23 protein-coding genes are annotated in these 24,904 nt (G+C 37.3%); 4 read left to right on the forward strand and 19 right to left on the reverse strand.

Annotated elements, in window-relative coordinates; translation table 11 throughout:
* The 12 genes from cmr5 to pseB form a co-directional block, all read right to left on the reverse strand.
* Window positions 1-384 carry a type III-B CRISPR module-associated protein Cmr5 gene (gene cmr5 / locus R3E32_08860; protein MEZ4884820.1) on the reverse strand — a complete coding sequence of 128 codons (384 nt, stop codon included), beginning with the start codon at window positions 382-384 and terminating at the stop codon, window positions 1-3.
* Window positions 356-1,345, reverse strand: a complete 990-nt coding sequence (gene cmr4 / locus R3E32_08865) for a type III-B CRISPR module RAMP protein Cmr4 (protein ID MEZ4884821.1) — start codon at window positions 1,343-1,345, stop codon at window positions 356-358. The genes cmr5 and cmr4 overlap by 29 nt, the downstream gene beginning before the upstream one ends.
* On the reverse strand, window positions 1,338-2,486 hold the full coding sequence (locus R3E32_08870; GenBank protein ID MEZ4884822.1) for a hypothetical protein: 1,149 nt from the start codon (window positions 2,484-2,486) through the stop codon (window positions 1,338-1,340). The genes cmr4 and R3E32_08870 overlap by 8 nt, the downstream gene beginning before the upstream one ends.
* Window positions 2,483-3,550, reverse strand: a complete 1,068-nt coding sequence (gene cmr3 / locus R3E32_08875; GenBank protein MEZ4884823.1) for a type III-B CRISPR module-associated protein Cmr3 — start codon at window positions 3,548-3,550, stop codon at window positions 2,483-2,485. Before cmr3 ends, R3E32_08870 begins: the two co-directional genes overlap by 4 nt.
* Entirely contained in the window at window positions 3,550-5,343 is a 1,794-nt protein-coding gene (cas10, locus tag R3E32_08880) for a type III-B CRISPR-associated protein Cas10/Cmr2 (GenBank protein MEZ4884824.1), read from the reverse strand. Before cas10 ends, cmr3 begins: the two co-directional genes overlap by 1 nt.
* Window positions 5,343-6,353 (reverse strand): type III-B CRISPR module RAMP protein Cmr1, encoded by a 1,011-nt coding sequence (cmr1, locus tag R3E32_08885; protein ID MEZ4884825.1) that lies wholly within the window; start codon window positions 6,351-6,353, stop codon window positions 5,343-5,345. The genes cas10 and cmr1 overlap by 1 nt, the downstream gene beginning before the upstream one ends.
* 573 nt (window positions 6,354-6,926) lie before the next feature.
* Entirely contained in the window at window positions 6,927-8,129 is a 1,203-nt protein-coding gene (locus R3E32_08890; GenBank protein MEZ4884826.1) for a serine hydrolase, read from the reverse strand.
* Between the two features lie 280 nt (window positions 8,130-8,409).
* Entirely contained in the window at window positions 8,410-9,453 is a 1,044-nt protein-coding gene (locus R3E32_08895; GenBank protein ID MEZ4884827.1) for an endonuclease, read from the reverse strand.
* A 451-nt stretch (window positions 9,454-9,904) separates the two neighbouring features.
* Window positions 9,905-10,504, reverse strand: coding sequence for a GNAT family N-acetyltransferase (locus R3E32_08900; GenBank protein MEZ4884828.1), 600 nt, complete (start codon window positions 10,502-10,504; stop codon window positions 9,905-9,907).
* Between the two features lie 24 nt (window positions 10,505-10,528).
* Window positions 10,529-10,888, reverse strand: a complete 360-nt coding sequence (locus R3E32_08905; GenBank protein ID MEZ4884829.1) for an Imm51 family immunity protein — start codon at window positions 10,886-10,888, stop codon at window positions 10,529-10,531.
* Window positions 10,889-11,055: 167 nt separating this feature from the next.
* Complete coding sequence (locus R3E32_08910; protein MEZ4884830.1) at window positions 11,056-11,442, reverse strand: DUF2306 domain-containing protein; 387 nt, start codon at window positions 11,440-11,442, stop codon at window positions 11,056-11,058.
* 25 nt (window positions 11,443-11,467) lie between these two features.
* Window positions 11,468-12,484, reverse strand: coding sequence for a UDP-N-acetylglucosamine 4,6-dehydratase (inverting) (gene pseB, locus R3E32_08915; protein ID MEZ4884831.1), 1,017 nt, complete (start codon window positions 12,482-12,484; stop codon window positions 11,468-11,470).
* 168 nt (window positions 12,485-12,652) lie between these two features.
* Between pseB and R3E32_08920 the strand changes: the two genes are divergently transcribed.
* Window positions 12,653-15,058 carry a YfhO family protein gene (locus tag R3E32_08920; protein MEZ4884832.1) on the forward strand — a complete coding sequence of 802 codons (2,406 nt, stop codon included), beginning with the start codon at window positions 12,653-12,655 and terminating at the stop codon, window positions 15,056-15,058.
* 310 nt (window positions 15,059-15,368) lie between these two features.
* A complete protein-coding gene (locus R3E32_08925; GenBank protein ID MEZ4884833.1) occupies window positions 15,369-16,259 on the forward strand; it encodes a glycosyltransferase in 891 nt (296 codons plus the stop codon).
* A gap of 3 nt (window positions 16,260-16,262) precedes the next feature.
* Here R3E32_08925 and R3E32_08930 read toward each other — a convergent pair whose 3' ends face one another.
* The 7 genes from R3E32_08930 to R3E32_08960 all read right to left on the reverse strand — a co-directional run bounded on the left by R3E32_08930 (window position 16,263) and on the right by R3E32_08960 (window position 19,923).
* Window positions 16,263-18,422: a tetratricopeptide repeat protein gene (locus R3E32_08930; GenBank protein MEZ4884834.1), complete on the reverse strand. Its 2,160-nt coding sequence runs from the start codon at window positions 18,420-18,422 to the stop codon at window positions 16,263-16,265.
* 101 nt (window positions 18,423-18,523) lie between these two features.
* Window positions 18,524-18,733, reverse strand: coding sequence for a hypothetical protein (locus R3E32_08935; GenBank protein ID MEZ4884835.1), 210 nt, complete (start codon window positions 18,731-18,733; stop codon window positions 18,524-18,526).
* Between the two features lie 60 nt (window positions 18,734-18,793).
* Entirely contained in the window at window positions 18,794-18,937 is a 144-nt protein-coding gene (locus R3E32_08940; GenBank protein MEZ4884836.1) for a hypothetical protein, read from the reverse strand.
* Between the two features lie 89 nt (window positions 18,938-19,026).
* A complete protein-coding gene (locus R3E32_08945; GenBank protein MEZ4884837.1) occupies window positions 19,027-19,209 on the reverse strand; it encodes a hypothetical protein in 183 nt (60 codons plus the stop codon).
* Between the two features lie 63 nt (window positions 19,210-19,272).
* Window positions 19,273-19,416 carry a hypothetical protein gene (locus R3E32_08950; protein ID MEZ4884838.1) on the reverse strand — a complete coding sequence of 48 codons (144 nt, stop codon included), beginning with the start codon at window positions 19,414-19,416 and terminating at the stop codon, window positions 19,273-19,275.
* A gap of 123 nt (window positions 19,417-19,539) precedes the next feature.
* Window positions 19,540-19,716 (reverse strand): hypothetical protein, encoded by a 177-nt coding sequence (locus R3E32_08955; protein ID MEZ4884839.1) that lies wholly within the window; start codon window positions 19,714-19,716, stop codon window positions 19,540-19,542.
* Between the two features lie 63 nt (window positions 19,717-19,779).
* Window positions 19,780-19,923 carry a hypothetical protein gene (locus R3E32_08960; protein MEZ4884840.1) on the reverse strand — a complete coding sequence of 48 codons (144 nt, stop codon included), beginning with the start codon at window positions 19,921-19,923 and terminating at the stop codon, window positions 19,780-19,782.
* Between the two features lie 487 nt (window positions 19,924-20,410).
* Between R3E32_08960 and R3E32_08965 the strand changes: the two genes are divergently transcribed.
* Together R3E32_08965 and R3E32_08970 are read left to right on the forward strand one after the other, a co-directional pair.
* Window positions 20,411-21,226: a hypothetical protein gene (locus tag R3E32_08965; protein ID MEZ4884841.1), complete on the forward strand. Its 816-nt coding sequence runs from the start codon at window positions 20,411-20,413 to the stop codon at window positions 21,224-21,226.
* Window positions 21,227-21,564: 338 nt separating this feature from the next.
* Window positions 21,565-24,807 (forward strand): RNA polymerase sigma-70 factor, encoded by a 3,243-nt coding sequence (locus R3E32_08970; GenBank protein MEZ4884842.1) that lies wholly within the window; start codon window positions 21,565-21,567, stop codon window positions 24,805-24,807.
* Window positions 24,808-24,904 lie beyond the last annotated feature (97 nt).

Genomic DNA, 24,904 nt, shown 5'->3' on the forward strand with positions numbered 1-24,904 from the left:
TTAATCTTTTACAAAACGACGCAACCAAGTAAATAAAGCCAATACTTCACTCTTTACCTGTCGTAGTTCATTATCATTTAATTCTAAAAGGGTTTCAATTAAGGCTTTATCTCCTTTTGAAGCATTAGCTGCTAACTTACTTTTGATAAGTTCCTGTGGTTCTTTTGAAAACCAATCTTGAACATCTTTATAAAGTTGTTTCCAATCACTTTTATTGTAAGCAAAAGCAACCGCATTCAAAAGTCCTGTATTCATTACATACATTGGGAACTTTTTAGCATAACTACCATAGTTCCCATTATTTTTAGATGCTTCTGCATACTTCCAAGCCGCTTTTGCCCTTTCTTGATTGATATTATGCTTGTGTAGTTGCTGTGTCGCCATCGTTTGATTGTTTTAGTTGTGTTTTAATAGTTTTTACAATACCTTTTCCGAGTGTTGCATTACCGCCTATTTGAATAACATTATTTAGTGTATCTGCAAAGTAGTTCATTACGCTGAGGTATTCACCTTTATCAAATTTATCCTTTTTACTCGGAGCAAATACATTACTTGCCAACACTAACGAATACATGACACATTCAGTAGGTAAATATTCCTCTGTAAATAATGCACCTTTGGCAACCGTACCCGTTTCATTATCAATCTTAATTCGAGTAACGACTTCTGTTGAGTTTTTTACAAAATCTGCAAAAGTATCATCTTCCAAAACCACTAATTTATTCTCTAAATCAGTTATTCCTAAAATCTCATTTAACTGTTTGGCTAACTCCTTAGCTTTTTTATTCAAGTCAGTATCAGAACAATCAAAACTATACTCTTCCAAAATAGCTTTGTTGTTACTGCTCAAATGACTTGCATTAGCTACGGCAACTTTGGTTACATCAATACTATTGAAATCTGTTTCAATAGTAATTGATAATTGACATATATCCTGTAACTCCTGTTTTAATTTTTTCAAAACAGAAGGACAAGTTGCATAAGCAAAAATACCTTTTAAGGACTTCAAAGGGAATAAGACGATACGAGCGTCTGTAAAGCCTATTGTACCAGCAAAGTCACGACTTTCTTTATCCTTAAATTCATCGGTGATTGATGGTTTTCTCGAAGCATCTTTTTCGTCATATCCAAAAGCTACATGCAATTTTACTCGGTCGGCTACACTTGTAGCGTTTTCCTCAAAACTTTCTCTAATTGCCCCTTTTAGTCCCGATGCTTCTATCTTCGGATAACCCGTGTGTTTTTCACGCTGAATAGGTAAATCCACGATACCTAAGTCATCGCCTGTCCCTGCGTGCATTGCCGTTTGACAATGCAAAAATAATGGTCTTGCTATTTTATACATGATTTATTTTTATTTTTCTCAGTTTAGAATTTTTGATAATTTCTTGTTTTAAATCTTCTGTAAAATTGACAGAATTAATATAACGTTCATGCTTATCATGGTCATCAAATGTTTTATATACAAAAATTTTACTATTATCTTCAAACCAGTAAACCCTAATTACATCACTAAATTTTTTACAGACTGTTTTATGCGATTGCTCACAAACATTATACTTTTCCCTTTGCTCTTCTTCAATGAAAGTTTGCTTGAAAAAGTGAATTGTTTTTTCCTGTTTATTAAGCTCTGAGCAGACTTTATCAGGACAATAGAAATTAAAATATTCCTTCTTATATGCTTCCCAAAACAACAAACCTAAAGCGTTGAGAGTATAAGTTTGTCCATGATTATAAGTTTCTAAGCAACTTTCTGCCCTTTGAATAAACGAATAATGCTTATTTCCATCAATTTCAACTTCTTCTTCTATTTCTTTGAAAACATCAAAATATTCATCAAAAATATCATCATCTCGCTTAATAGGTAAACGAGGAATTTCGATAAGACTTCCTGTTTCTTCAAACTTATAATTGAGGTCTATTTTTGTAATCTGCCCCAATAAAGTCATAAATGGAATGATGCCTTTATAGCCTCCTGTAATATTCAAGATATAATCTTTAGGGTTAGGATTTGCATTGTAGATTTTATAAAATCGTTCAACTAAATTCCTTAACCCTTTTTTGAAGTCAATAAGGTTTTCGACCCGTAATCCCTCAATTACATCTTGCTTATAAGAAGCATTAAAGGTTACATTTTGCTTTCCTTCAAACCACTTCGCTACAATCTCCGCCGCCAAAACCGAAAGAATAGTATCTGTCGCCAAAAGATGGATATTCACTTTTTCATCTTTTGCTATTTTTAAAATACTTTCTATTTCTGCGGAGGCTTTATGGTCATTTTCAATGGCATTTTCTACTAGGGTTCTTAACCCTTGTCTTCTTCCGCTATCATCTATTACCCTTTTCTTAAACTCATCCCACATAGAGAAACTATGTTGTTTTGGCTCATTTAGTAAGTTGAAACGCTGTTTAATCTCAGGATTTTTATTATCCTTCGTAAGATTAGTAAAAATAGAAGTACCTACTGTTGTTATGATTGTTTTCATTTGCCTATATAAGTTATTCCAAAGCCTTCATGTGCTTTATGTTCTGAAATTGATTGATAATGAAAAGTTTCTTTAACTTTTTCCATACTTCCCTCTAAAAGTTTAAAATGATAAACTGAACCTACAGGAATAGCTTTATACATTACTTTTGGTCCTCTTTGCACCTTTTTCGTCGTTTTCATATTGAAACCTCCAATAGAAATAGGTTTGCCTAATACAGTTGTCTGCAATTTCAATTTTAAACCTTTATAATTTCCTTCAAACGTTATAGGATTTATCCATTCGGGAAGCCATCCATGTTTCTTAAAAATAGTTGGAGTAGCAACACATAACTTAAAACAATTATCATCAAATGAATTTGGACAAAGGATTTCGGTGTAATGTTTATCCTCAATTAGTTCAATAGCGGCAGCTTTACCTTCTCCACCTAATTTTGCAATTGACTTCGCAGAAAAATCAAGCCCACTACATTCTACAAGAATTGAAATATTATCTTGTTTAAATCGCTTCATATCGACACGATATAAACTACTTTGCAAGGTAGTTCTTGTACCAAATTGTCGCCCTATCCCAATTTTGCTTTCATCAACTAAAAAATTTTCATTGACTTGTAATTCATTCACATTACCATTTAAGTAGTCTTCATAATTAAAATATGATAAAAAAGTATTACTAAATTCTTCAACGTACTCTACCTCTGATTGAGTAGCAATATTTTGAATTTGGGATTTTCCTATTACTTTACTCTTTGTAGGTGAAATCCCTAAAGTCATTTTCGGATTTCCTTTTTCATGCACTACGTCTCTTGGTGTTGGCAAAGCAATATCTGTATTAAACTCTAAGAAAATTCCTTTGATTACTAACCGTTCTGATGTTTCAACATTTTCCTCTGAAAAGCCTTCTTCTTGCTGCGAAAGCCATAAAGAACGTAAAGCACCATAAATAACACTTGGTGCAGGCGGAAAAATACCATCTGCCCAAGTTTCTTCTCCCATAGAAAACGGCTTCCCATCTCTAAAAAAGAAAGTATCAAAAGGATTGATGCGTAATATTTGTGTATCCATTATTTTGCGATTGATTGACGTTTAGTGAATTGTGCAATATTCAATGCCTGTGAGAAATTATCAAATTCTTCGGTCGAATGAAAAATATCAATAATATCGGTTTGCATTGTACCTTTTGGCTGATTAGGCATTCGAGAGCGTTCTACTAATCTTTTAATTTCATTTTCTGCTATTGCCGCTCCTGTGTGACCATCTTTTACAAAATCAAAAGTGTTCATTGTGCCAAAAGCATTTAATTCATTCTGAATATTTTTAATAAAAGTATTAGAGTAGCTTTCGCTTTGAAGTTGGTCATTAATGCCTTTTATATTCGATAAATAACTCCATTTATAAACCGTTGCATGACTTTCTCCTGAATGTTTAATTACACTAATTGCAAAAGCATCTCTTCCACCTCCGCCTTTATGTTCGTCTTTTTTAGCTAACTTTTCCATTTCACGAGCCTTTTTCAGCACGATACTCAAAGGCGTTTTATAATGAGTAATCACGACACCAGCAGAAAAAGTAAAATTGAAACCATCGTCTAAATCCTCAGCAAATTCAGTTTTTAAGATTTTATTTACCTTACAATTAAATTGATCGTATAATTCTTGCATCGCTTCATAGAGATAATTCAAATTGATAAATCCCATAAAATCATCGCCACCTGCATAAATTGTTTGTCCTTTGGGATTATCTAAATACTTATAAGCCCATTCTGCATATTCTGCTAATAGTTCAGATGTTCTTTTTTGAAAATCTCTTAATTTATGCTTACTTGTTGTTTTTAAATTTTTACCGCTAATAATTTGCCCCATTCTGTCACCATCAAAGACCATCAAAGCATAATACTTTTGTAGCGGTAAATTATTTTTATTCATATATTTTACCAAGTCTTCATATCGTTTTCTTATTTGTACGATATTCTGCATCAATGATAAATAGCCATGATACTTGAAATAATCTATACTTACATTTTCATCAAATAGTAATTGTTCATCAAAGTTTGTAGTTTTTATAAACTCATTCATATAATCAACAAGTAACTTTATTCCATCATCTCCATTTTTCCAAATACTATTTAATGTATCCATCAAAGCAATCTTAGCAGTAGATGGAAAATTTAGAGTATCAAAATCTCTTTTTACAAAACTAACGGCACTTAATCCTTCTCCTTCTGATAAAAGGCTTAATGGGATTTTTGAATTATTTTGAATAATGTGTACCTCGTCTTCTTCTTGAAACAATTTTCGTTTTAAAACTTTTTTTCTGTCCTCATTATCTTTCAAGCGATAAACTTTTACATTACGTTCACCATCAAGACTACACTTTCTGCCACTTTCAGGCAGTTGCTGAAATTGACGAATATTCTTAGCTGCACCAAACCATTTTTCAGCTTCGGCATAATCCGTTTCATAGTTAGTTTCAATCGGATAAAAAATCCAATGTATTTCTAAGTGTTGTTTGATTTGCTCGTCAAAATTGATGACATTTCCTATTTTATATTCATTCTTAATTTTTTGAGCAATCTTCAAAAAAGTATCTTGAATATGTTGTTCTATTGCTTCGCCTAATTTCCGAAGTTCTTCTTGACTTCCATTTATTGTACCTACAAATCTATTCGGAATAGATTTTTGTTTATTGATTACAGGAAAAATGACCTGAACTCCCTTTTCTTTTGAAAAATCAATAGCTTCTGTACACAAATGACTCAATAATCGGCTGCCTCCAAATAAGTCCTGTGCTTTACGTGCTTGTGCTATAAAGGTTTGAACTGGTCCTATGGAGAGTATGAATATGTGATTGTTTTTCATTATTGTTTAAGTTTAGCGTTGAAGTCTTTAATTGCAGTGAAATACTGCTCTTGTCTTTCTGGAGAATAAAATTCAGTTCCCTTTAAAAAATCATACGGCATACAAAGTATTTGCCCGATAAACTTTCCTTCTTCTACTTTTTCTATATGCAAAAAATAAGGCTTTGAATGCCTTCCATTTTCTAAAATAGTTTCATTTACCTCCTTACTTTTACCTCTTTCTTGAATAATTGTAGGGTGTGTTAGTAATACTCTTTTATCATAGTTACGCCAATCTTCAACCGTTTCTCTTGCTTTTTGGTATTTCTTACCTATGTTCGCCAATGCTTTATCCCAAGAGTTGTGTGAATTTTTGTCTTCATAAATAACTTTAGTTTCTTTTGAAATAGCAGTGAAACTGAGAATTTTCACTGCTTCTTTTCTAATTGAAATAGTTTTATCATTATTGCTAATTCTAAAACATCCAAACCCATTTCTACTTTTTGCACCAAGTCCTCCGTATTGAGATAAAGAAATAAATGCTTCTTGCACACCTTTAAAATCTTCTTCTGATATTTTTAATGGTTTTAGTACCACTTCAAATGTAGAAGTTGGAGTTATATATTCTCGTCCAATATTTCCTCTATCAGAAATTCCAAATGCTAAATAGTCCAATACGTTAATTTTAAAATCAGGCATTGGACGTTCTCCATTTCTCGTTTCTATTATTCTGTTTTTACGATAATATGTCGATACTCTATGGTTTGGAAATTTATCTTGTGAATAGTTCAATTTTTGGTTCTTTATTCTCACAAGAATATTTGACTTAAAAGCCTTATCATCAATAGCACCACCAAATATTTTTACTTCTTTTTCTCTCATTTCTTCAATCGGCAAATGCCCATTCAAAGCCCGCCACCAAAACCTCAAAGCCCCTTTAATACTCGGCGGACGCAATTCAGGCGTACTGCCATCAGCACCAGCCAAAAACATCGGCGTAATTACTTCACATTCAAAAGTTATGGATTGCATACCGTTCTTGTTTTTTTGTATAAAGAATCAAACCAACGCACACACCAAACCCACTCAGCCAAAATCAAATAATTGGCAGTCGAGTTATTTATCCCATTGGTAGTAAGCTGTGAATCAAAAAGCAAAAACCAAAAGTAAACAATAATTCAATTTCCCACAATTTTTTTTAACAATCCACTTACTATTTTTATGTAGTCGAGCTATAATAAGCCCATCCGATTCCACAATGATTACCCACCAACCCCCAAAAGCCCCTATTTTTGCCCTTCAAGAACCACACTATCCAATACTATAACATCCCAAATTATGACAAGAATCTATTTGTTATCGAAGCAAAAAGAACATCGCTTTCTTTCGACAAAGGGGTTGCCAACAAAATAAATACCACATTCGAGGTGGGGACTTTTGAAGTTTACTATTTGAAGAATATTGATTTTCAATTCAATAGAAAACCTTTGAATCAAAAAGTCGGTTCTGTGATAATTTTTGTAGAAGCAATAAAGACTTCGGAAGTTTCATTTTATAAGAGGCTTGCATTGAAGTTCCATATCAATGACTGGGCACAAGTATTGATTAAATGGGAATTTCAAAAGAACCCACAATCCCCCGATACAATTCCAATGCCGCCGCATCGCTACTCGGCACATAACTCACATCATTGTATCGAGGATTGGCGGACAATTTGACAATCACCGTATTCGTAGCGGGATTGACATAGACATTTTGGTTATAGACCCCAATCGCCATAAATTCCCCCACATCACTTTTCGGAATCCACCATTGATAGCCATACCCAAATTCTCCATTACGGGGTTGAAGGTGAGGCGCATCGGGGGTTAGAGAGGCCTGAACCCATTCCTTCGGCACAATTTGTTTGCCATTCCAGTAGCCATTTTTCAAGTACAAAGTTCCTATTTTGGCAAAATCCCTCAATGTCAAGTTTAGCCCGCCCAAAGCCATTTCCATGCCATAACCATCCATCAACCAATACCCTTCATACTCCATTCCCATTGGTTCGTATAGCTTCTCCTGCATATAGTCCGTGATGGATCTGCCAGTAGCTTTGGTCAGAATCATCCCCAAGACATGCGTATTGATGCTGACGTAGTGATTGACCGTACCAGGTTCCAATTCACGCTCCAAAGTAGCGGCAAAAGCATCTTGTGAATCACCCAAAGCAAAACCCCTTCCCCATCGGTTGATGTCGCTGTTGAAGTCGCCATAATCCTCATTGAAGCGAACACCCGTCGACATTTGTAGTACATCCTTGATACGCACACCATCATAGGCCGTACCCTTCAATGTTGGCACATAGTCCTCCACATTTGCGGTAATTCCCGAAATTTTGCCTTCTTCAACGGCTATTCCGACCAATGCCGAAACAAACGATTTTGCCATGGACCAGGAAATGTTTTGAGTCGATTCGGTATTGCCCAAATAGTATTCTTCAAACACAATGGAGTCGTTTTGAATCACTAAAAAACCCGTTGTCCAAGAGTCTTTTAGAAATTGCTTTGTATCGAGGGTTTTTCCTTCAAAGGTAAAGTTGTCGGGCAAGGTCATCACCGAACCTTTTGGATAGGTATGCGGATTAGAGGATGGTTTCATGCGGCTTACCGTCCAAATGTCATCAAAAGACCTGAAATTCTCCACAATTTTATCCTCGTCAAATAAGTGAATCGTATGATTCAACATTTTGTATTTGGGATAAAACCAAACCGCTGCAACAAGCAATACCAGCATCAAACCCAATCCAATTTTTTTCCAAGTCTTCATTTCTTTTCGCTTTTATTTTGGTTCATCAAAGATTTTAGTAGAGGGAGACTTTTGTAGTTTATTCTTAAAGATATGGAATGTTTAAAAATCAGTATGCTCTCAAAAGGAAACTATAGGTCTTCACATTAAAAAGGAATAAATCGCAACCCACCCCTGCCCCTCCAAGGAGGGGAATACTTTTACCAAGTGGGAAATTCCCCTCTTGGGAGGGGTAAGGGGTGGGTTTAAGTAATATAAACAATCAATGCGGAAACCAATACAAAAGTCTTTAACTGCTCCACTATTTTTTATACACCCTCAAAACCTTCCCCAAACCTTCCGATTGAATCTGCAAAATATACACACCTTGCGGCAAATCACTTACCTGCAATCGGGTTTCAGACTTCAAAAGCTGTTCTCGGATAAGTCTTCCATAGAGGTCAAATAGCTGTACTTTTCCTGTATTTTTGGTCGCTTCAATAAGCACCTCCTCCCTTACAAAATTGGACGCAATCGTTGCCCAATCCGCTTGACTCCACTCCGAAATAGCCGTTACCACACAATTGGGATCGCCATCGGGAAAGGAGGCATCCGCTTCAAAATAAGCACGTTGCACCAAAGAAGCATCCACAATAAACGGATTGTGGTTGCCTTGATTGGCTGCAATCAAATCATCCCTTCGTTTTTCGGTTTCGTCCACAGGGTCCGCTAAATGCCATTCATAGAGAGTTTGTTTTTGAAGGTTGAAAAAAGCGGCATCTGCAATCGGTTGGTAAATGGCATAGAAGTAAAAAATGGCTCTGGCAATATCTCCTTTCACCTTTTCTCGTGGTTCAAAAACACAATCCTCCTCATCTTTTTCGCTGTACAAGTCTATGTCAGTCATTGGAATACTGCTCAACTGCGTATTCAGATAAAACCATTGATCGGTATCGCTGTCTGCTATTTCACCAAACGGACAACTTCCCCTCGATTCGTTTACATTCACTTTTGAAGGAAAAATATTGTGCAAGTCGCTTCTGGCAGGTTCATCCCCAGCACCCAAAGATTGTGGATACACATGCTCGGCGTTTATTCCTCCCGAAAATGCAGAAACACTAGGGTCTGCATTGGGGTCGAGCGTAACCGTAAAATCGGTGTAGATGCACGACAATTGCAGTCCATTGTTGTCAATTTTGGAATACAAAATATCCCTTCCTGGCCCATAACCCAAGGGATTGTTGGGCGTATAGGCATTGCGTAAAGCATCTACAAGCGGTTGCCCATATTTGCAGGGCTCGATGAAATTTTGCGCTTGTAAAGCTATTGAAGTTAACAGAAGAAGCAGAGAAAATAGGTATTTCATGGTATTTTTTGTGTAGAGAAATGAAATAGTAAGTACCGTGTAAAGGAAAAATTTTAATATTTTAGCAGCATCGCTGCGGCTCTCTTTGTAGGAACAATGCTAGAGAGATTCTTATGAGGGGCGTAGCCTCGACACCACAGATAATCACTTGGTTAGTTGTGCCGAAGCTATGCTCCTATGTTTCTATCATTACAGATTTTCTTACAGATAGTGTCAGGGCCATGCCCTTGTAATTGTCAAATAAGGAACACCAATAAAATAATATCCCGATTTAGACTTTTGTAGTTTCATTTAAAAAAAATATTAGAAGTAAGAAAATCAACATTTTATCAATAGAAAACTACAAAAGTCTTCTTGATGCTATTGAGGAACTTATTTTATTGGCTATACTAACCTTCATTACAGCGTATTAAGGAACAAGGAAAAAGTAGAATTTATTTTTTCACCATTGCTAATGTATGGCTTTCATCTTGAATTGAAGTGATTTTTTTACCGTTTTCCATTCCACTTCAATAATAGAAAAAACCACCGTATCCCGCAAAGCTCCATCTGAGTCTATTCTATGACTCCTCAAAACGCCATCCTGTTTTGCCCCAAGCCTCAATATGGCATTCCTCGATTGGTGATTGTGCCAATGCGTTCTGAATTCCACTGCAATGGCATCCAAGTTTTCAAAAGCATGTTGCAGCAGCAAAAATTTACATTCTGTATTGACACCTGTTCTTTGGTAACTCTTTGCATACCAAGTATAACCAATCTCTAAACGCCTGTGTTCAGGAGTCGCATTGCAGTACCTCGTTGTGCCAATGATTTGACCACTTGCTTTGTCAACGACTACAAAGGGCAGAGCATTGCCCTTTTTTTGATCTTCAAAAGCTACATCCAAATAGTTGTCAATAGTTGCTATTGAAGGAACAAACGTGTACCAAAGTTCCGACAACTCGCCATCATTTGCCGCCTTCAAAAGGGCTTCTTTGTGCGAATGGTCTAAAGGAATCAATTTTACTTTTTGTCCTTCTAAGGTGATAGGTGTGAGCCAATTATTTGTCATTTGCTACTTCGGTTTATTACTGTGTTAATCCCACTCAATATCATTTCCTTCTTCTTCAACAAGAAGATACAACTTTGCTTCATTTTCAATCAAACCCTCAATCACTTCTACCAGTTTGTTTGCCTTTTCTTCGTTTTCTGGATTCAAAGCATAGAGCGCAACAAAGGTTCCTGCTTCTGGATCGCTATCCATACCCTCCATTAGCTCAGGATGATTTTTGGCTAGATAATGGTTCAAAAACGCTTCCCAATTGTAGCCATTCATATAGGCTTCCTCGTTGATTTCGTTCATTTTTTCTCCAATTTCCATCACTTTTTCGTCTTCTACATTGAAGATAATGGAGAGTTGGTTAGGATGTTTGACAATTTGTAAGTAGTCTTTCATTGTAATTTTACTTTGTTTATTGGTTTCCGCATTGATTGTTTATATTACTTAAACCCACCCCTTACCCCTCCCAAGAGGGGAATTTCCCACTTGATACAAGTATTCCCCTCCTTGGAGGGGCAGGGGTGGGTTGCGATTTATTCCTTTTTAATGTGAAGACCTATAGTTTATCCAAAAAACAATTGATACAAATACCTGCCTGGCACAAAAGTAAAACCTCCTGCAATAATGATTGCTCCAAAATACAACAAAATCATTTTTCGTTTGTGGGCTTTCACATCTCCTCGTTTGATGGCAAGGTAAGCAGTTGGCACTGTATAAAGTGTCAGGAAAGTAAAGCCATGTATCCAACCAAAATGATTCAAAAATCTTGGGCCCACCTGTGCAGGCATAAACAAGGTGACTGTTGCAGTAAACAGCATCAGAACCATATAAACACGCCCCAAGTTTTTGTGAAAGGAAGTGCCCTTTTGAATCAAAAGCAGAACAGTTCCAATAATGAAACAAGGAACAACTGTTGCCAAATGAAGATACATCAATTCGATATATTCCATGATTTACTGTTTAAGTTATGAATGTTCACACCTCAAAACTCGCATCCACATGCGCCCGAATCTGCTCTCTCAGTTCCTCAACAGTCAGCCATTCATCATTTGTACCCGAATTGTAGCGAAAACCAAATGGGAGTGTTTTTCCATTTTTAGCTTCGGCATAATCCTCCTTGCTCCAACGAGAAGTTGCAGGGCAAATCACATAATACTCCTCCAGCTCTACCGTATTGAGCGAGTCCGTTTCGGTAATCAAATCTTCGTGCAGTTTTTCACCAGGGCGAATACCCACGATTTTTTGCTCACAATTCGGAGCTATTGCAGTCGCTACATCGGTGATGCGATAAGAAGGAATTTTGGGTACAAACAACTCCCCTCCCCAAGCATGTTCCAAGGCAAACAAGACCAATTCAACGCCCTCGGTCAAGGTGATATTGAAGCGGGTCATATCGGGATGGGTAATCGGCAATACGCCATCTTTGCGTTTTTTCATGAAAAAAGGAATTACCGAACCTCTTGATCCAATGACATTTCCGTAACGTACCACTGAAAAAGCAATGTCACGAGAACCTTTCATATTGTTGGCTGCAATGAACAATTTATCTGAACACAATTTGGTAGCACCGTATAAATTGATGGGCGCAGCCGCTTTATCTGTCGAAAGCGCAACGACCTTTTTGACTCCCGAATCCAAAGCCGCTTCAATGACATTTTCCGCTCCTAAAACGTTGGTTTTGATGCACTCCATAGGATTGTATTCCGCCGCAGGTACCTGCTTCAATGCAGCAGCATGAACAATGATGTCAATCCCTTCACAAGCCCTTTTGAAGCGTGCGCCATCTCTTACATCTCCGATGAAATAGCGCATTGCCTTGTATTTTTTATTTGGAAAAATTTGCGCCATTTCAAATTGCTTCAATTCATCCCTCGAATACACGACCAAACGTTTTACTTCTGGATACCGCTGCAATACAATCTCCACAAATTTTTTGCCGAAAGAACCCGTTCCTCCCGTTATTAATATAGATTTTCCGTTTAATGTGAACATAGTTTCTTTGTTGTTGTACTATTTATTAAAGCCCAAAATTGCGAAATATCAAGCACTTTTTTTTTGATTTCGATTTTCATTTTTATTTTGATTGTTTCAATTCCCTGTTTTTCATTGTTGGCAATATTCGGTAAATTGCAGCTTCAATTGAATTAATTTATTATTGTAATGAATAAAGAGCAGCTTCTCAAATCAGCCATTCCTCATTTATCCGCCTTTGGTGTCCTACTCCTCGTTGCGGTCATTTACTTTAGCCCTCTACTTAGCGGCAAAATATTGGTGCAGTCCGATATTGTGCAGTGGAAAGGGTCTGCAAAAGAGGTAGATGATTTTCGTGACAAAACGGGAGAGGAAGCCCTTTGGACGAACTCTATGTTTGGTGGAATGCCTGCTTATCAAATCAGTATGCAGCCCAAAGGAAATTTTATCAACAAGATTCGGAATACCATGTTGAAGGTCATTCCCAAACCTGCCAACATCATCCTTTTTTGTATGGTGGCGTTTTATATCTTGATGATTGTGATGGGGGTACATCCCATATTGGCGGCAGCAGGGGCGATAGCTTACGGACTTTCGACCTACAATATGTTGATTCTGGAAGCAGGACACATCATCAAAGCTATGTCGATTGCTTACATGCCCTTGGTCATTGCAGGGGTGCTGCTGGCTTTCAGAGGGCGGTATTTGATTGGTGCAGCCTTGGGAGGCGTTGGTTTTGCTTTCAATATTGTGGCGGCGCACTATCAGATTACGTTTTACATGATGCTGATTTTGCTGGTTTTTGGCATCGTTTATTTGATTGAAGCGGTGAAAAACAAAACTTTAGCAGATTTCGCCAAGGCCTCTGTGATTATCGGTTTAGTCTTTGTAGTCGCTACTGCAACGGACTATGTGCGAATGGCTACGACCTACGAATACAGCAAAGAAACGATGCGGGGCGGTTCAGAATTGACCAAAAAAGGAGCGTCAGACGGTTTGGAAGCCGACTATGCTTTTGCGTGGAGTTATGGTAAAATGGAAACCATGACCTTGTTGATTCCTCGATTTGCGGGAGGTGCTTCGGGTGAAAAAATCTCTAAAGACTCCAAAACCTACAAAACTTTGCGGAGTTTGGGCAGCCGTTCGGAAGTCGGACCGATGTATTGGGGCGATTCACCATTTACAGGTGGGCCGTTTTATTTGGGTGCAATCATCTGCTTTTTGTTTGTCTTGGGTTGTGTGGTGGTCAAAGGGCCATTGAAGTGGTGGCTCGTGATTGCTACCGTTTTGTCTATTGTCTTGTCATGGGGCAAAAACTTGGAAGCCTTCAACATGCTATTTTTCGACTTTTTTCCGATGTACAACAAATTTAGGGTCGTTTCGATGGCTTTGGTGATGGTGCAATTGACGGTTCCAATGTTGGGTATTTTCGCTTTGCACAAGGTTTTGACCGAAAAAATGGAGAAAGGAGAATTGGTGAAAGCATTGAAAATCAGCACTGGAATAGTGGGTGGATTGCTCGTGTTTTTCATTTTGTTGGGCGGTTCGTTATTTGATTTTTCGGCAACGGGTGACAGTGGTTATCCCGAAAATTTGGTGAGGGCATTGGAGGCTGATCGAGCGAGTATGCTTCGGATGGATGCGATTCGTTCTTTGGTTTTCATTTTGTTGAGCGTGGGGGCAATTTACCTTTTTGCTGTGCAAAAAATCAAATGGACTTGGGCAGCGGCTGCAATTGGTGTGTTGATATTGACCGACTTGTGGACGGTTGACAAGCGGTATTTGGACACCAGCGATTTTGTAAACGAGCGCAAAGAAGATGCTTATTTTACTGCAACGGAGGCGGACAAACAAATTTTGCAAGACCCTGATATTCACTATCGGGTTTTCAATATGACCCGCAGTCCTTTCAATGATGGGGTGACTTCTTACCATCATAAATCCATCGGTGGTTATCACGGCGCAAAATTGGCACGTTACCAAGATTTAATCGACGAACATCTGACGCAGGGCAATGTCAAGGTAATGAGTATGCTCAATACAAAATATGTGATTCAAAAAGGAGAAAATGGGCAGCCTACTCCGCAACTCAATCCACAGGCTTTGGGCAATGCGTGGTTTGTGAGCAATATCCAAATGGTCAACAATGCGGACGAGGAAAGCGCAGCGTTGACCGACTTCAATCCTGCTACTACTGCAATTGTGGACAAACGTTTTGAAGATTATCTGACAGGTTTCAATGCTTCTGCCGATACTTTGGCGAGCATCCAATTGACGGAGTATCAACCCAATTATTTGAAGTATTCGAGCAACAGCAGCGCACCGAATTTGGCGGTTTTTTCGGAGGTCTATTACAACGATCACAAAGGTTGGAACGCCTATATTGACGGTGAAAAAACGCCGCATATTCGAGTGAATTACATCTTGCGGGCATTGAAGGTGCCTGCTGGACAACATACGATTGAGTTCAAATTTGAGCCAAACAGTTTTTATTCGGGCAGTATGATTTCTTTTGCAGCTTCTACGGTGATTTTGTTGTTGGTCATTGCAGCGGCGGTGCAGTGGTTTCGGGAGAAGGCAGTGATTGAAGATTAGTTGAATTTAATTGTGCCGATACGCTCCTATTGTTTATTCATCAAGACAATTTCTACAAATAGGGTCTTGGTTAGGCCCTTTCAATTGTCAATTTAGTGGAATTGGACTTTGGACGAAAGAAGTGAGAAGCGGGAGGCAAGATGTAAAGATTTGGTAATCAATGATTTGCTTGTTTTCGTCGTTTAATCATAAGTTATTCATTATCAATTGATTAATGTCCCACTTCTCGCATCTCTGCTCCCTCGTCTAAAGTCTAATAGTGGAATGAGACTTTTGACATACCAATTACTAATCACCAATATACCAATACATGATTCAAATTTCTGCAATTGTCTGTACCTACAACGGGGAAAAGCACCTGTTCAAAACGCTTCAATCGCTTGCCGAGCAGTCTTTGGAGGCAGATAGTTATGAGGTGGTGATAGTGGACAACAATTCTACGGATAGTGTTGCGGCTATTAGTCAGGGATTTATCAAGTACAATTCTCATCTAAATATTCAGTATTGTTTGGAAACGCAGGCGGGTTTGTCTTTTGCAAGGAATTGTGGCATTGAAGCGAGCAAGGGGGATTATGTGGTGTTTATAGATGATGATGCGACTGCAAATAAGGATTTTTTAGCGCAGCATTTGCAGATTTACAAAGAGAAGAAAGATGCCGTTGCAGCAGGGGGCAAAGTGTTGGGTACTTATCCAACGGGTATGGCTCCCAATTGGTTGAGTCCATACATTGAAGGGGTTTTTTCACTGATTGATCGAGGGGAGAAAGTGCATCTTTTTGAAAAGAAATTTCCTGTGGGCTGCAATATGTCTTTCAAAAAATCGGCATTGCAGCAGATGGGCAGCTTCAATACGAATGTGAAGTACCGCAGTGATGAAAAGTTTGTGTTTTTGCAGTTGAAGAAAAGCAAGAAAGCGATTTATTATCTTCCTCAGGCGATTGCTTACCACAACATTGACGAAACGAGAATGTCGAAAGCCAGTGTAATCAAAGTCAGTCAGTTAGTCGGGGCTGGTGAGCGGGAAAGACTCTATCCTGATTGGTTGGCATTGACCATTAAATTGATAGAATACCTTTTTAAATTGGGAGCAAGTTGGGCGATTGGTCTTGGTTATTTATTGAAGGGGCAGGCTTCAAAAGCTGCTTATATAGTCTTGGTGCGTTGGTACGTTTTGCAGGGTTTTTTCTTTTACCGCAATTGATATTTATACCATCTGCATTTTCTCCACCGATGCGCCGTTTTTTGCAGGTTGGTCAATAGGGAGGGTAAAAAAGAAGGTGCTACCCTGTCCTATACCCGATTCGACCCATATTTGCCCACCGTGTTGTTCTACAATTTTTTTGCAAGTAGCCAATCCAATTCCTGTGCCTTCGTACTCCTCTTTGGTATGCAGCCTTCTGAACATTTCAAATATTTTCTGCTGATAATCTTCTTCTATTCCTATACCGTTATCTTTGATAGAGAATACGTATAAATTATCTTTCTTTTGACAATCAACCCAAACCTGAGGATCCTCCTTTACTTGAAATTTTAGGGCATTGCTGATAAGATTCTGAAACAATTGCTGCATTTGCACTTGACTCGCCTTGATGGTCGGCAAAAAATGTAGGTGAATTTTGGCATTTTTTTGGTGAATCGTGGGCTGCAATATGCTAATGACCGAATCTACCAATTCTTTGGTGTTTATGGATTTTTTGGTTTGATGCTGTGAACCTACTTTTGAATAAGCCAACAGATCGTCTAAGAGTGCATACATTCTTTTTACGGCATCGGTCACAAAACCCATAAATTCTTGGGCATCTTGGTCCAGTTCTTTTTTGTAGCGCCTATCCAAAAGAGAGGTGTAAGAACTAATGGTTCTAAGCGGTTCCTTGAGGTCATGAGAAGCAATATAGGCAAATTGTCGAAGCTCAAGGTTGGAGTTTTCGAGCTGCTGATTTTGTTCTTGGATATGGTCGTTTTTATTGGCGAGTAGTTTGTTCAGTTTGATTTGCTGATGGTTAATTGTTTCAAGCTCTTCGTTTTGTTGCTGAATTTGTTCACTTTTGGTTTTCAGCATCTCATTGTATTGACGTAGTTTTCGATAGTATAAAAACAAAGCAGTAGTGAAAATGGTAAAAAATGCCATTCCCATAAGAGAGGCATTTTGGTAAAAGCGAATCTCTTGTTGTTTTTGCAAAAGTTCATTTTCTTTCTTCAACAAGCCAATTTCACGCTCTTTTTTATACATTTCGTAGTTGATTTTCGCCTGATTCATTTCCTGCAATGTGTTCTCATTCAGTAGAGAATCTTTCAAATTGAGGTATGCAGTTTGGTATTTGTAGGCGTTCGAGATGTCGCCATTTCGCCGATATGCTTCCCCCATAGATTCATATACTTCAATGATTCGAGGTCGAGAACCAATAGAATGGGCAATCGATAGCGCATTTTTAAAATAATTGATGGCTACCGAAAATTTATCCAAATCCACATACACATTTCCTATGGCTCTAAGGCTTTCTACTTCACCCCATTTGTCACCCAATTCACTCTTCAATTCCCAAGATTTGTTGAGGTATTGAAGGGCTAAATCACATTTTCCGATATTGAAATAATTAGATCCAACATTTTGGGTAGCATAAGCAATACCTGTCACATAGTCCATTTCTTCTGCCAATTTCAAGGCTTTTAGATTGTATTCCAACGACTCTTCAATTTTATCCAATCGCTCGTAAGTACTTCCAATTGCTCCCAAACTGGCATAAATGGCCGTTTCATTGCCTATTTTTTCTGCAATTATCAAAGTTCTGGTAAAATATTCGAGTGCGCTTTCAAATCGAAATTGATAGAAATAGATGTTTCCTATTTCGTAAACAGACCTTGCAATCCCAAGAGAATCAGGTATTTCTTCATAAATTTGAAGTGCTTGCAGTCGGTAATTGTAGGCCAATTTGAAATTACCCATTTCTTGGTAAATTTTGGCGACACTCCCCAATGCATTTACCTTCTTTTCTAAGTCAATTTTTTCTCCTTTATGCTCCAAAAACATAAAGTAGTTGTCCAATGCATCGTCAAACTGGTTCATTCTGTGGTACGTTCTACCTAAATGAAAATACAATTCAATGTTTTTTTGCCCTGCTTTTCGCATATTTTCCAAGGCATTTTTATAATTGATTAGCGCATATTCATAGTCTTTATCCTTAAAATAAAAATCTCCTATCTCTGCGTAGGTCTGCGATAGTACTTGGTAGTTCCTCGTGCCTTCAAATATTTCTACCTGCCTACATAAGCTATCCACATTTGTAGCCTGACAGTGCATAGATGCAAAAAATAAAAAACCACTTAGAAGTTTGAATACAATTTGGTTTAGCCTTATAGTTTTCATAGCAATAGAAATAAATTGTAGCGAGTGGGATGAAATTATTGTTAAAGAAATGTCACCTTTAGCTAAAGGTGACATTTTTATATATCGCCTAACGATTGATGTTATGGTGTATTACCGTTACCGTTACCGTTACCGTTACCGTTACCGTTACCGTTACCGCCGGTATATGGCGGAAGACCAGTTTCTTCACCAAATGGAGGTGGATAACCATTACCGTTGCCAGTACCGCCACCGCCTTTAAAAGAACGTGCTTTATCTGCTGTGATAACGCTCACAGAAGCGATATTTTTAAAATTACTAAATTTGTTCATGAGTTTAATTTTTGAAAAAAATAAGAAAATAAGAAAAATTACAATCCATTTCTGCGGGAATCACTCTTCTCCAAAAGGAGGAGGACATCCGTGACTCTTACCTTTTTCTCGATCAACCCAAAAACCACCTTTGATAAAGTTAGTTTCTTTTTTGGTAAGCAAATACTTGTTTAATGCAATTTTTATTTTTTTGAATGTGAACATAATATGTATGTTTTATGAAATTAGAATGAATTATTAATTTAAAATGCCACCTTACGCCAAGATGGCATTTTTTATATTATTTTAGGATTTTACAATCCTAAAAGGCCAAGAATTGTCTTAATAAGCTGAGAAAGACATGAGTTTTCTTCACCAAATGGAGGGGGGTAACCGTTACCGTTTCCAGTACCGCCACCGCCTTTAAACGACTGAGCGTCCTCAACTGTGATAACACTCACAGATTCGATATTTTTTAATTTATTAGATTCCTTCATGAGTCGAAATTTTTAAAATAAACATGTAATTAAAATAGACTACAAATTAAATACTTAGGAATATCATTCTTCGTCAAAAGGAGGAGGACATCCATAACTCTTACCTTTAAGCGGATCGACCAACAAGCCACCTTTGATATACTGGGATTCATTTTGGGTAAGTAAGTATTTATTCAATGAGGCTCTTAACTTGCTAAATATATGCATGATATAAAAATTTAAAAATTTGAGAAAATCTCAACATTCACTTCAAATTCTCATCCAAAAAACAGAGATGGTATTTTTATGAATTGCTAAGAAAATTACCTTTCAAATTAGCGAGTCTTCGTCTTATACAATCGGTGGTAATGGAGGTAATGGAGGTAATGGAGGGATTGTTTCTTCACCAAATGGAGGTGGATAACCATTGCCATTTCCTGTACCGCCGCCACCTTTGAAAGAGCCTGCTTTGTCTGTTGTGAGAACTTTTACTGACTTTAATTCGGTCAGTTTGTTAAATTTTTTCATGAGTCGAAATTTTTGAAGTAAAAAAATAAAAGAGTAAAAAACCACAAATAATTACAACAAACATTATTGTTCGTCGAATGGAGGAGGACATCCGTGGCTTTTGCCTTTTTCACTGTCGACCCATCTACCGCCTTTTACGTAGTTGGTTTCTTTTTTGGTAAGAACAACTTTTTGATTTAAACTTTTCAGTTTCTTTAACATAGCCATAGTTAAATTATTTAAAAGATTAGAGTGAATTATAATAGCACCTCTTCAAAAGTCAATCTATGTATCTTTATTTATTTTGAAGTGGTACATTATACAGAACTATTACAATCTAAACTTTTCCAATACCATGCCACTTTTGTCATAATATTGTAAGCTACTGGAATCTTGACTTACATTTATTCATCTTCCAATGTTATTAAACTACTTCTTTTTGCAATTCATTTACATTTGTAAATACAACATTCCATTTTTAGCACTAACAAACTCTTGATAATCTATTTTTAATACAAAACATTAATATTTTAATCGAAATTACAATGAAAATATTTATTGCATAAATCAATTATTTTATTTAATCAAGTTAAAAAACGGTGTATATTTTGCACGATTATTGTACTTACTTCAATAGCCCGCCATTTTATCAATATCTCATCCCACCCAATATTTCACTATTCAGCATTTATTCAATCTACGAATAATACCGTTTATGAACCGAAATAAGCTAACGCAATTTATAAACCATTCATTATTAGGATATGGCGTAGAACTCTCAAACCTTCTCTCCTATCCTTTTATGGAAAAACAATTGCCAGATAAGAAATTTGTATTGTTTAGTAGTGGTAGAGCAGGCAGTACACTTTTAGTTAAATTATTAGACAGTCATTCACAAATACAATGCGAGGGAGAAATATTGAGGCGGAAAATGCTCTATCCTGCTGCATACATCAACCGATGCAGCCAAATATCTAAAAACCCCGTTTTTGGCTTCAAGCTCTTATCTTATCAGCTCAAAAATGTTCAGACTTCGATTAAAGAAAAAGAGATATTTTTACAAGATTTAGTAGATAATAAATTTCAAATAATATACTTAGAACGAAAAAATATTCTTCGTCAAGCACTATCCGTTATGTATGCCTATCACCGAGATCAATGGCATGTCAAAAAAGGGCAAAACATAAATGCCACAAAAATGACGATAGATCCCGTAGTACTCAAAAATTGGATGGATGGAATTGAAGAATTGAAGGTGTATGAAAAAAAAATGCTTGAGTTATTGCCTCACCTCCACATCATTTATGAGCAGGATCTTAATACTCCTGAACAACAAGCTGCCACAACCGAAATTGTGACCAGTTTTTTAGACATTCCACACGAAGAAGTAAACACCAACCTGAAAAGAGTGACTCCAAAAAACTTGTCGAGTTTTGTAGAAAACACAGATGAAATTATAGACTACTTAGATGCCAGTAGGTACCGGCAGTATTTGGAGTTACTCACCCACTCATTCAAACCTTCTAATTAATGGTAAAATAATGGCTATTCGAAAGGGAGTGAAGACAGTCTTCACTCCCTTTTTGGTATTGGTATGTACTTATTTTTCTTATACACCCGTATAAAGAGTGTGATATTTTCTATTTTTAACCATTCAAAAAATATTCGTACTTATCATTCAACCTTAATCTTGTTGATAGAGCATAGAGCTTTATCAACAAATCAAGCCTTCAATACGTTTTTTAGAGGCAGTTATCATCTATATGACAGTACGATAAGCAAGGTCCGAGAATTTACATACTTGGCTCCTTTTGAGTAGCATAAAAAAGGATTGCAATACAGAAAAAATTGTTTTGAACAGAATAAACATTGAATCAAGTACCACAAACCATACAAGAATATCAACAAGCGTTTGAAAACTTTTATCAGCCGCTTTGCAATTTTGCATATCAGTTTGTCAAAGACAGAGATGAGGCAGAAGATGTGGTACAGGCTGTTTTTATCAAATTATGGAAAAAACGCAATGAACTGGAAATAACCAATAAACTATCAAGTTATCTTTTTACTGCCACCAAAAACAACGCTTTAATGGTCTTGCGTCGTCAACAATATAAATCTAACTACGCCGAACATGTTCAACAAAGCAATGTTACTAGTTATACAGAAGACGTGCAGGATGCCGAAGAACAACTCTTATTGAAGGAAAAAATACTGCAAGCTATTCAAATATTGCCGCCTAAATGTCAGCAAATCTTCAAATTGAGTAAATTAAGTGGTTTAACTTACAAAGAAATTGCAGACGATTTGAGCATTTCTGTTAAAACCGTAGAGAATCAAATGAGTAAAGCTCTAAAAATATTGCGTGCACAATTGAAGAATATAACTTATCTATTATTTTTCTTGCTATTCCTCACCAATCTATTGTGGGCGCAAGAAAGTAATTTGTTATCACGCAAGGTAAAATTGCAGATAAAAGAAGGTAGTATTCAGCAAGTTTTGGATTTAATAAGCAAAAAATCTGATGTATCTATTGCTTATAGCTCCAATCAAATTCCTCTTCAAAAAACAATACAACTAACGGGTAATGAACAGACATTGGGTGATTACCTTCAAAGAATTATCGCTTATGTACCGATTCGTATTGTAGAGCGAAAACGCAAAATATTACTAGTTTCTCAGCGAAAAAAAGAAAAAAATTCTTCAGAAACGGAACGTATAACAAAACAAATTCCCTCTATACCTACTGCAAAATATACCATTAGTGGCTACATCAAAGACACTGAAAGCGGTGAGGCATTGATTGGTGCAACGGTTTATGAACCTGTGAGTAAGAAAGGAACAAGCACCAATGTCTATGGTTTTTATAGCCTTACGCTTGCTGCTCAAAGCCCAAGCTTAATGGTATCGTATGTAGGCTATGCAACTACTCTCCTGCAAATCAACTTACAAAAAGATGTTCAACAAGACATTTTTTTGGCAAGCAATACCGAGCTGGAAGAAGTAGTCGTAGAAGCTTCTGAAAGTGAGCATATCCAAGAGCTGGACCAAATGAGCAGCAACAAGTTGTATGTAAAAAAAATAAAAGAATTGCCCGTATTGATGGGTGAAGCTGATGTCATCAAATCTATTCAGTTGTTGCCAGGAGTTCAATCTGTCAATGAAACAGCAAGCGGTTTGTATGTGCGTGGAGGTAGTCCCGACCAAAACTTGATGCTTTTGGATGGCATAACCATTTACAATACCAACCACTTATTTGGTTTCGTTTCTATTTTCGATGGAGATGCCATCAATAGTGTTGAACTGATAAAAGGTGGATTTCCCGCCCGATACGGTGGGCGACTGTCTTCAATCTTAGATGTTCGATTGAAGGAAGGCAACAATCAAGAGGTTCACGGCGGAGTAACCTTAGGGCTATTCTCTGTAAAGGCAAGCGTAGAAGGGCCCATTGCGAAAGGGAAATCCTCATTTCACCTATCGACTAGAGGTAGTTTGATGAACAACAAACTTGCAAAAACGCTGATAAATACAGGAGCGGATACCCATATAGAATATGGATTTTACGATATGTCGCTGAAAGCTAATCATCAATTTTCGGCTACCAATCAGTTGTTTTTTAGTGGGTATTTGGGAGAAGATAAATTTTATACAGAAGCAAGTCCACATCTCGGCGTAGAAGATACTTATGGAATCTATCACGCCATTCAGCCATTCTGGAAAACGGATTTGAGTTGGGGCAATAAACTGGCAGCTCTTCGTTGGAACAGCATTATCAACGCCAAGTTGTTTTCCAACTTTACTATCAATTACAGTAACTACAATTATGGTTTTACGAATCATTATGTATCCAATACCCTTGAATACAACAATAGCTATGTGGCGGATATAGGTTTGAGAGCCACTTCCAATATTAGAGACTTGAGTCTGAAAGCTGATTTCGACTACTACCCTACTCCCAAAAATCATTTGAAGTGGGGTATCGGTTATACCCATCACATATTTACTCCTGCAATTGCACGTTTTCGAGACAATCAAGACCACGAATTTGAATTTACCGAAGATGTTGGACTAAAAAGAATTCCTGCCGACGATTACTACGCATATTTTGAAGACAATATACAAGTCAGTGAAACTTTTAGCCTCAATGCAGGAATCCATTTGGCTGGTTTCATATCGGATAATACGCACTATGTTTCTCCTCAACCCCGTCTTTCCGCCCGTTACTTGTTGGGAGAATATTCTGCGCTAAAAGCTTCTTTTGCACGCATGACCCAATTTGTACATATGGTACACACACCATGGCTGGGTCTGCCTTCTGATTTATGGATTCCAAGTACAAGCGAACTTCGCCCCAAACATTCCAATCAATTTGCAGTCGGATATGTACATCGTTTTCCCGAACTTTTTGATTTGAGTATAGAAAGTTATTACAAAAAATTTGAAAACCTACTCGACTTCCGCCACAATCCCAATCTATGGATGCACCAAGAACTACCGAATTGGGAACATGAGTTGGAGCGAGGCAATGGCAGGGCGTATGGATTGGAATTGTTGTTGGAACGAAAAATCGGCAATACAACGGGATGGATTGGCTATACGCTTTCTAAAACTGATAGACAATTTGATGGCATCAACGAGGGTGAACGTTTTCCGTATGAATACGACCGGCGACACGACATCAGCATGGCATTGACCCAACAAGTATCCCCACAATTGAGCTTGGGTTGTGTGTGGGTTTTTGCCACAGGAAATGTCACAACGCTGTCGTTTGATGAAACAAATAGTCAATTTGCCACAGGTAGTAGTAGCAAAACTACGACCCCAAATGAGCATTTTGATAGCAATTTGGAGCGAAACAATTACCGACTACCGCCTTATCATAGATTGGATTTATCTATCAATTGGCAACATTCTTTCTTCAAAAACAAATGGGCAAAAGGAACATTAAAAGCAGGTTTTTACAATATATACAATCGTGAAAACCCTGCTTATATCAACGAATTCGAAAGCATTAGCAATACAGGTGGTTCAACAGAAGATCCTAAAATATTGGGTCTTTATGAAGTCAATTTATTGCCGAGATTGCCATTCATTACATACGGATTGGAGTTTTGAATACCTGTTTGCTTTCTACCAATGCTCCTACTAAGATTTCATTTCACGAATAGGGGTAAAGTTATTTTCGTGCATCCTTTAAGTGTATCAAATAGCA

The organism is Chitinophagales bacterium, from assembly GCA_041392475.1.
Taxonomy (GTDB): Bacteria; Bacteroidota; Bacteroidia; order Chitinophagales; family UBA2359; genus JAUHXA01.

What these genes read in the sequence shown, in the direction of transcription:
- cmr5 (MEZ4884820.1), bottom strand. Translation starts at nt 384, where the DNA reads ATGGCGACACAGCAACTACACAAGCATAATATCAATCAAGAAAGGGCA.
- cmr4 (MEZ4884821.1), bottom strand. Translation starts at nt 1,345, where the DNA reads ATGTATAAAATAGCAAGACCATTATTTTTGCATTGTCAAACGGCAATG.
- R3E32_08870 (MEZ4884822.1), bottom strand. Translation starts at nt 2,486, where the DNA reads ATGAAAACAATCATAACAACAGTAGGTACTTCTATTTTTACTAATCTT.
- cmr3 (MEZ4884823.1), bottom strand. Translation starts at nt 3,550, where the DNA reads ATGGATACACAAATATTACGCATCAATCCTTTTGATACTTTCTTTTTT.
- cas10 (MEZ4884824.1), bottom strand. Translation starts at nt 5,343, where the DNA reads ATGAAAAACAATCACATATTCATACTCTCCATAGGACCAGTTCAAACC.
- cmr1 (MEZ4884825.1), bottom strand. Translation starts at nt 6,353, where the DNA reads ATGCAATCCATAACTTTTGAATGTGAAGTAATTACGCCGATGTTTTTG.
- R3E32_08890 (MEZ4884826.1), bottom strand. Translation starts at nt 8,129, where the DNA reads ATGAAGACTTGGAAAAAAATTGGATTGGGTTTGATGCTGGTATTGCTT.
- R3E32_08895 (MEZ4884827.1), bottom strand. Translation starts at nt 9,453, where the DNA reads ATGAAATACCTATTTTCTCTGCTTCTTCTGTTAACTTCAATAGCTTTA.
- R3E32_08900 (MEZ4884828.1), bottom strand. Translation starts at nt 10,504, where the DNA reads ATGACAAATAATTGGCTCACACCTATCACCTTAGAAGGACAAAAAGTA.
- R3E32_08905 (MEZ4884829.1), bottom strand. Translation starts at nt 10,888, where the DNA reads ATGAAAGACTACTTACAAATTGTCAAACATCCTAACCAACTCTCCATT.
- R3E32_08910 (MEZ4884830.1), bottom strand. Translation starts at nt 11,442, where the DNA reads ATGGAATATATCGAATTGATGTATCTTCATTTGGCAACAGTTGTTCCT.
- pseB (MEZ4884831.1), bottom strand. Translation starts at nt 12,484, where the DNA reads ATGTTCACATTAAACGGAAAATCTATATTAATAACGGGAGGAACGGGT.
- R3E32_08920 (MEZ4884832.1), top strand. Translation starts at nt 12,653, where the DNA reads ATGAATAAAGAGCAGCTTCTCAAATCAGCCATTCCTCATTTATCCGCC.
- R3E32_08925 (MEZ4884833.1), top strand. Translation starts at nt 15,369, where the DNA reads ATGATTCAAATTTCTGCAATTGTCTGTACCTACAACGGGGAAAAGCAC.
- R3E32_08930 (MEZ4884834.1), bottom strand. Translation starts at nt 18,422, where the DNA reads ATGAAAACTATAAGGCTAAACCAAATTGTATTCAAACTTCTAAGTGGT.
- R3E32_08935 (MEZ4884835.1), bottom strand. Translation starts at nt 18,733, where the DNA reads ATGAACAAATTTAGTAATTTTAAAAATATCGCTTCTGTGAGCGTTATC.
- R3E32_08940 (MEZ4884836.1), bottom strand. Translation starts at nt 18,937, where the DNA reads ATGTTCACATTCAAAAAAATAAAAATTGCATTAAACAAGTATTTGCTT.
- R3E32_08945 (MEZ4884837.1), bottom strand. Translation starts at nt 19,209, where the DNA reads ATGAAGGAATCTAATAAATTAAAAAATATCGAATCTGTGAGTGTTATC.
- R3E32_08950 (MEZ4884838.1), bottom strand. Translation starts at nt 19,416, where the DNA reads ATGCATATATTTAGCAAGTTAAGAGCCTCATTGAATAAATACTTACTT.
- R3E32_08955 (MEZ4884839.1), bottom strand. Translation starts at nt 19,716, where the DNA reads ATGAAAAAATTTAACAAACTGACCGAATTAAAGTCAGTAAAAGTTCTC.
- R3E32_08960 (MEZ4884840.1), bottom strand. Translation starts at nt 19,923, where the DNA reads ATGGCTATGTTAAAGAAACTGAAAAGTTTAAATCAAAAAGTTGTTCTT.
- R3E32_08965 (MEZ4884841.1), top strand. Translation starts at nt 20,411, where the DNA reads ATGAACCGAAATAAGCTAACGCAATTTATAAACCATTCATTATTAGGA.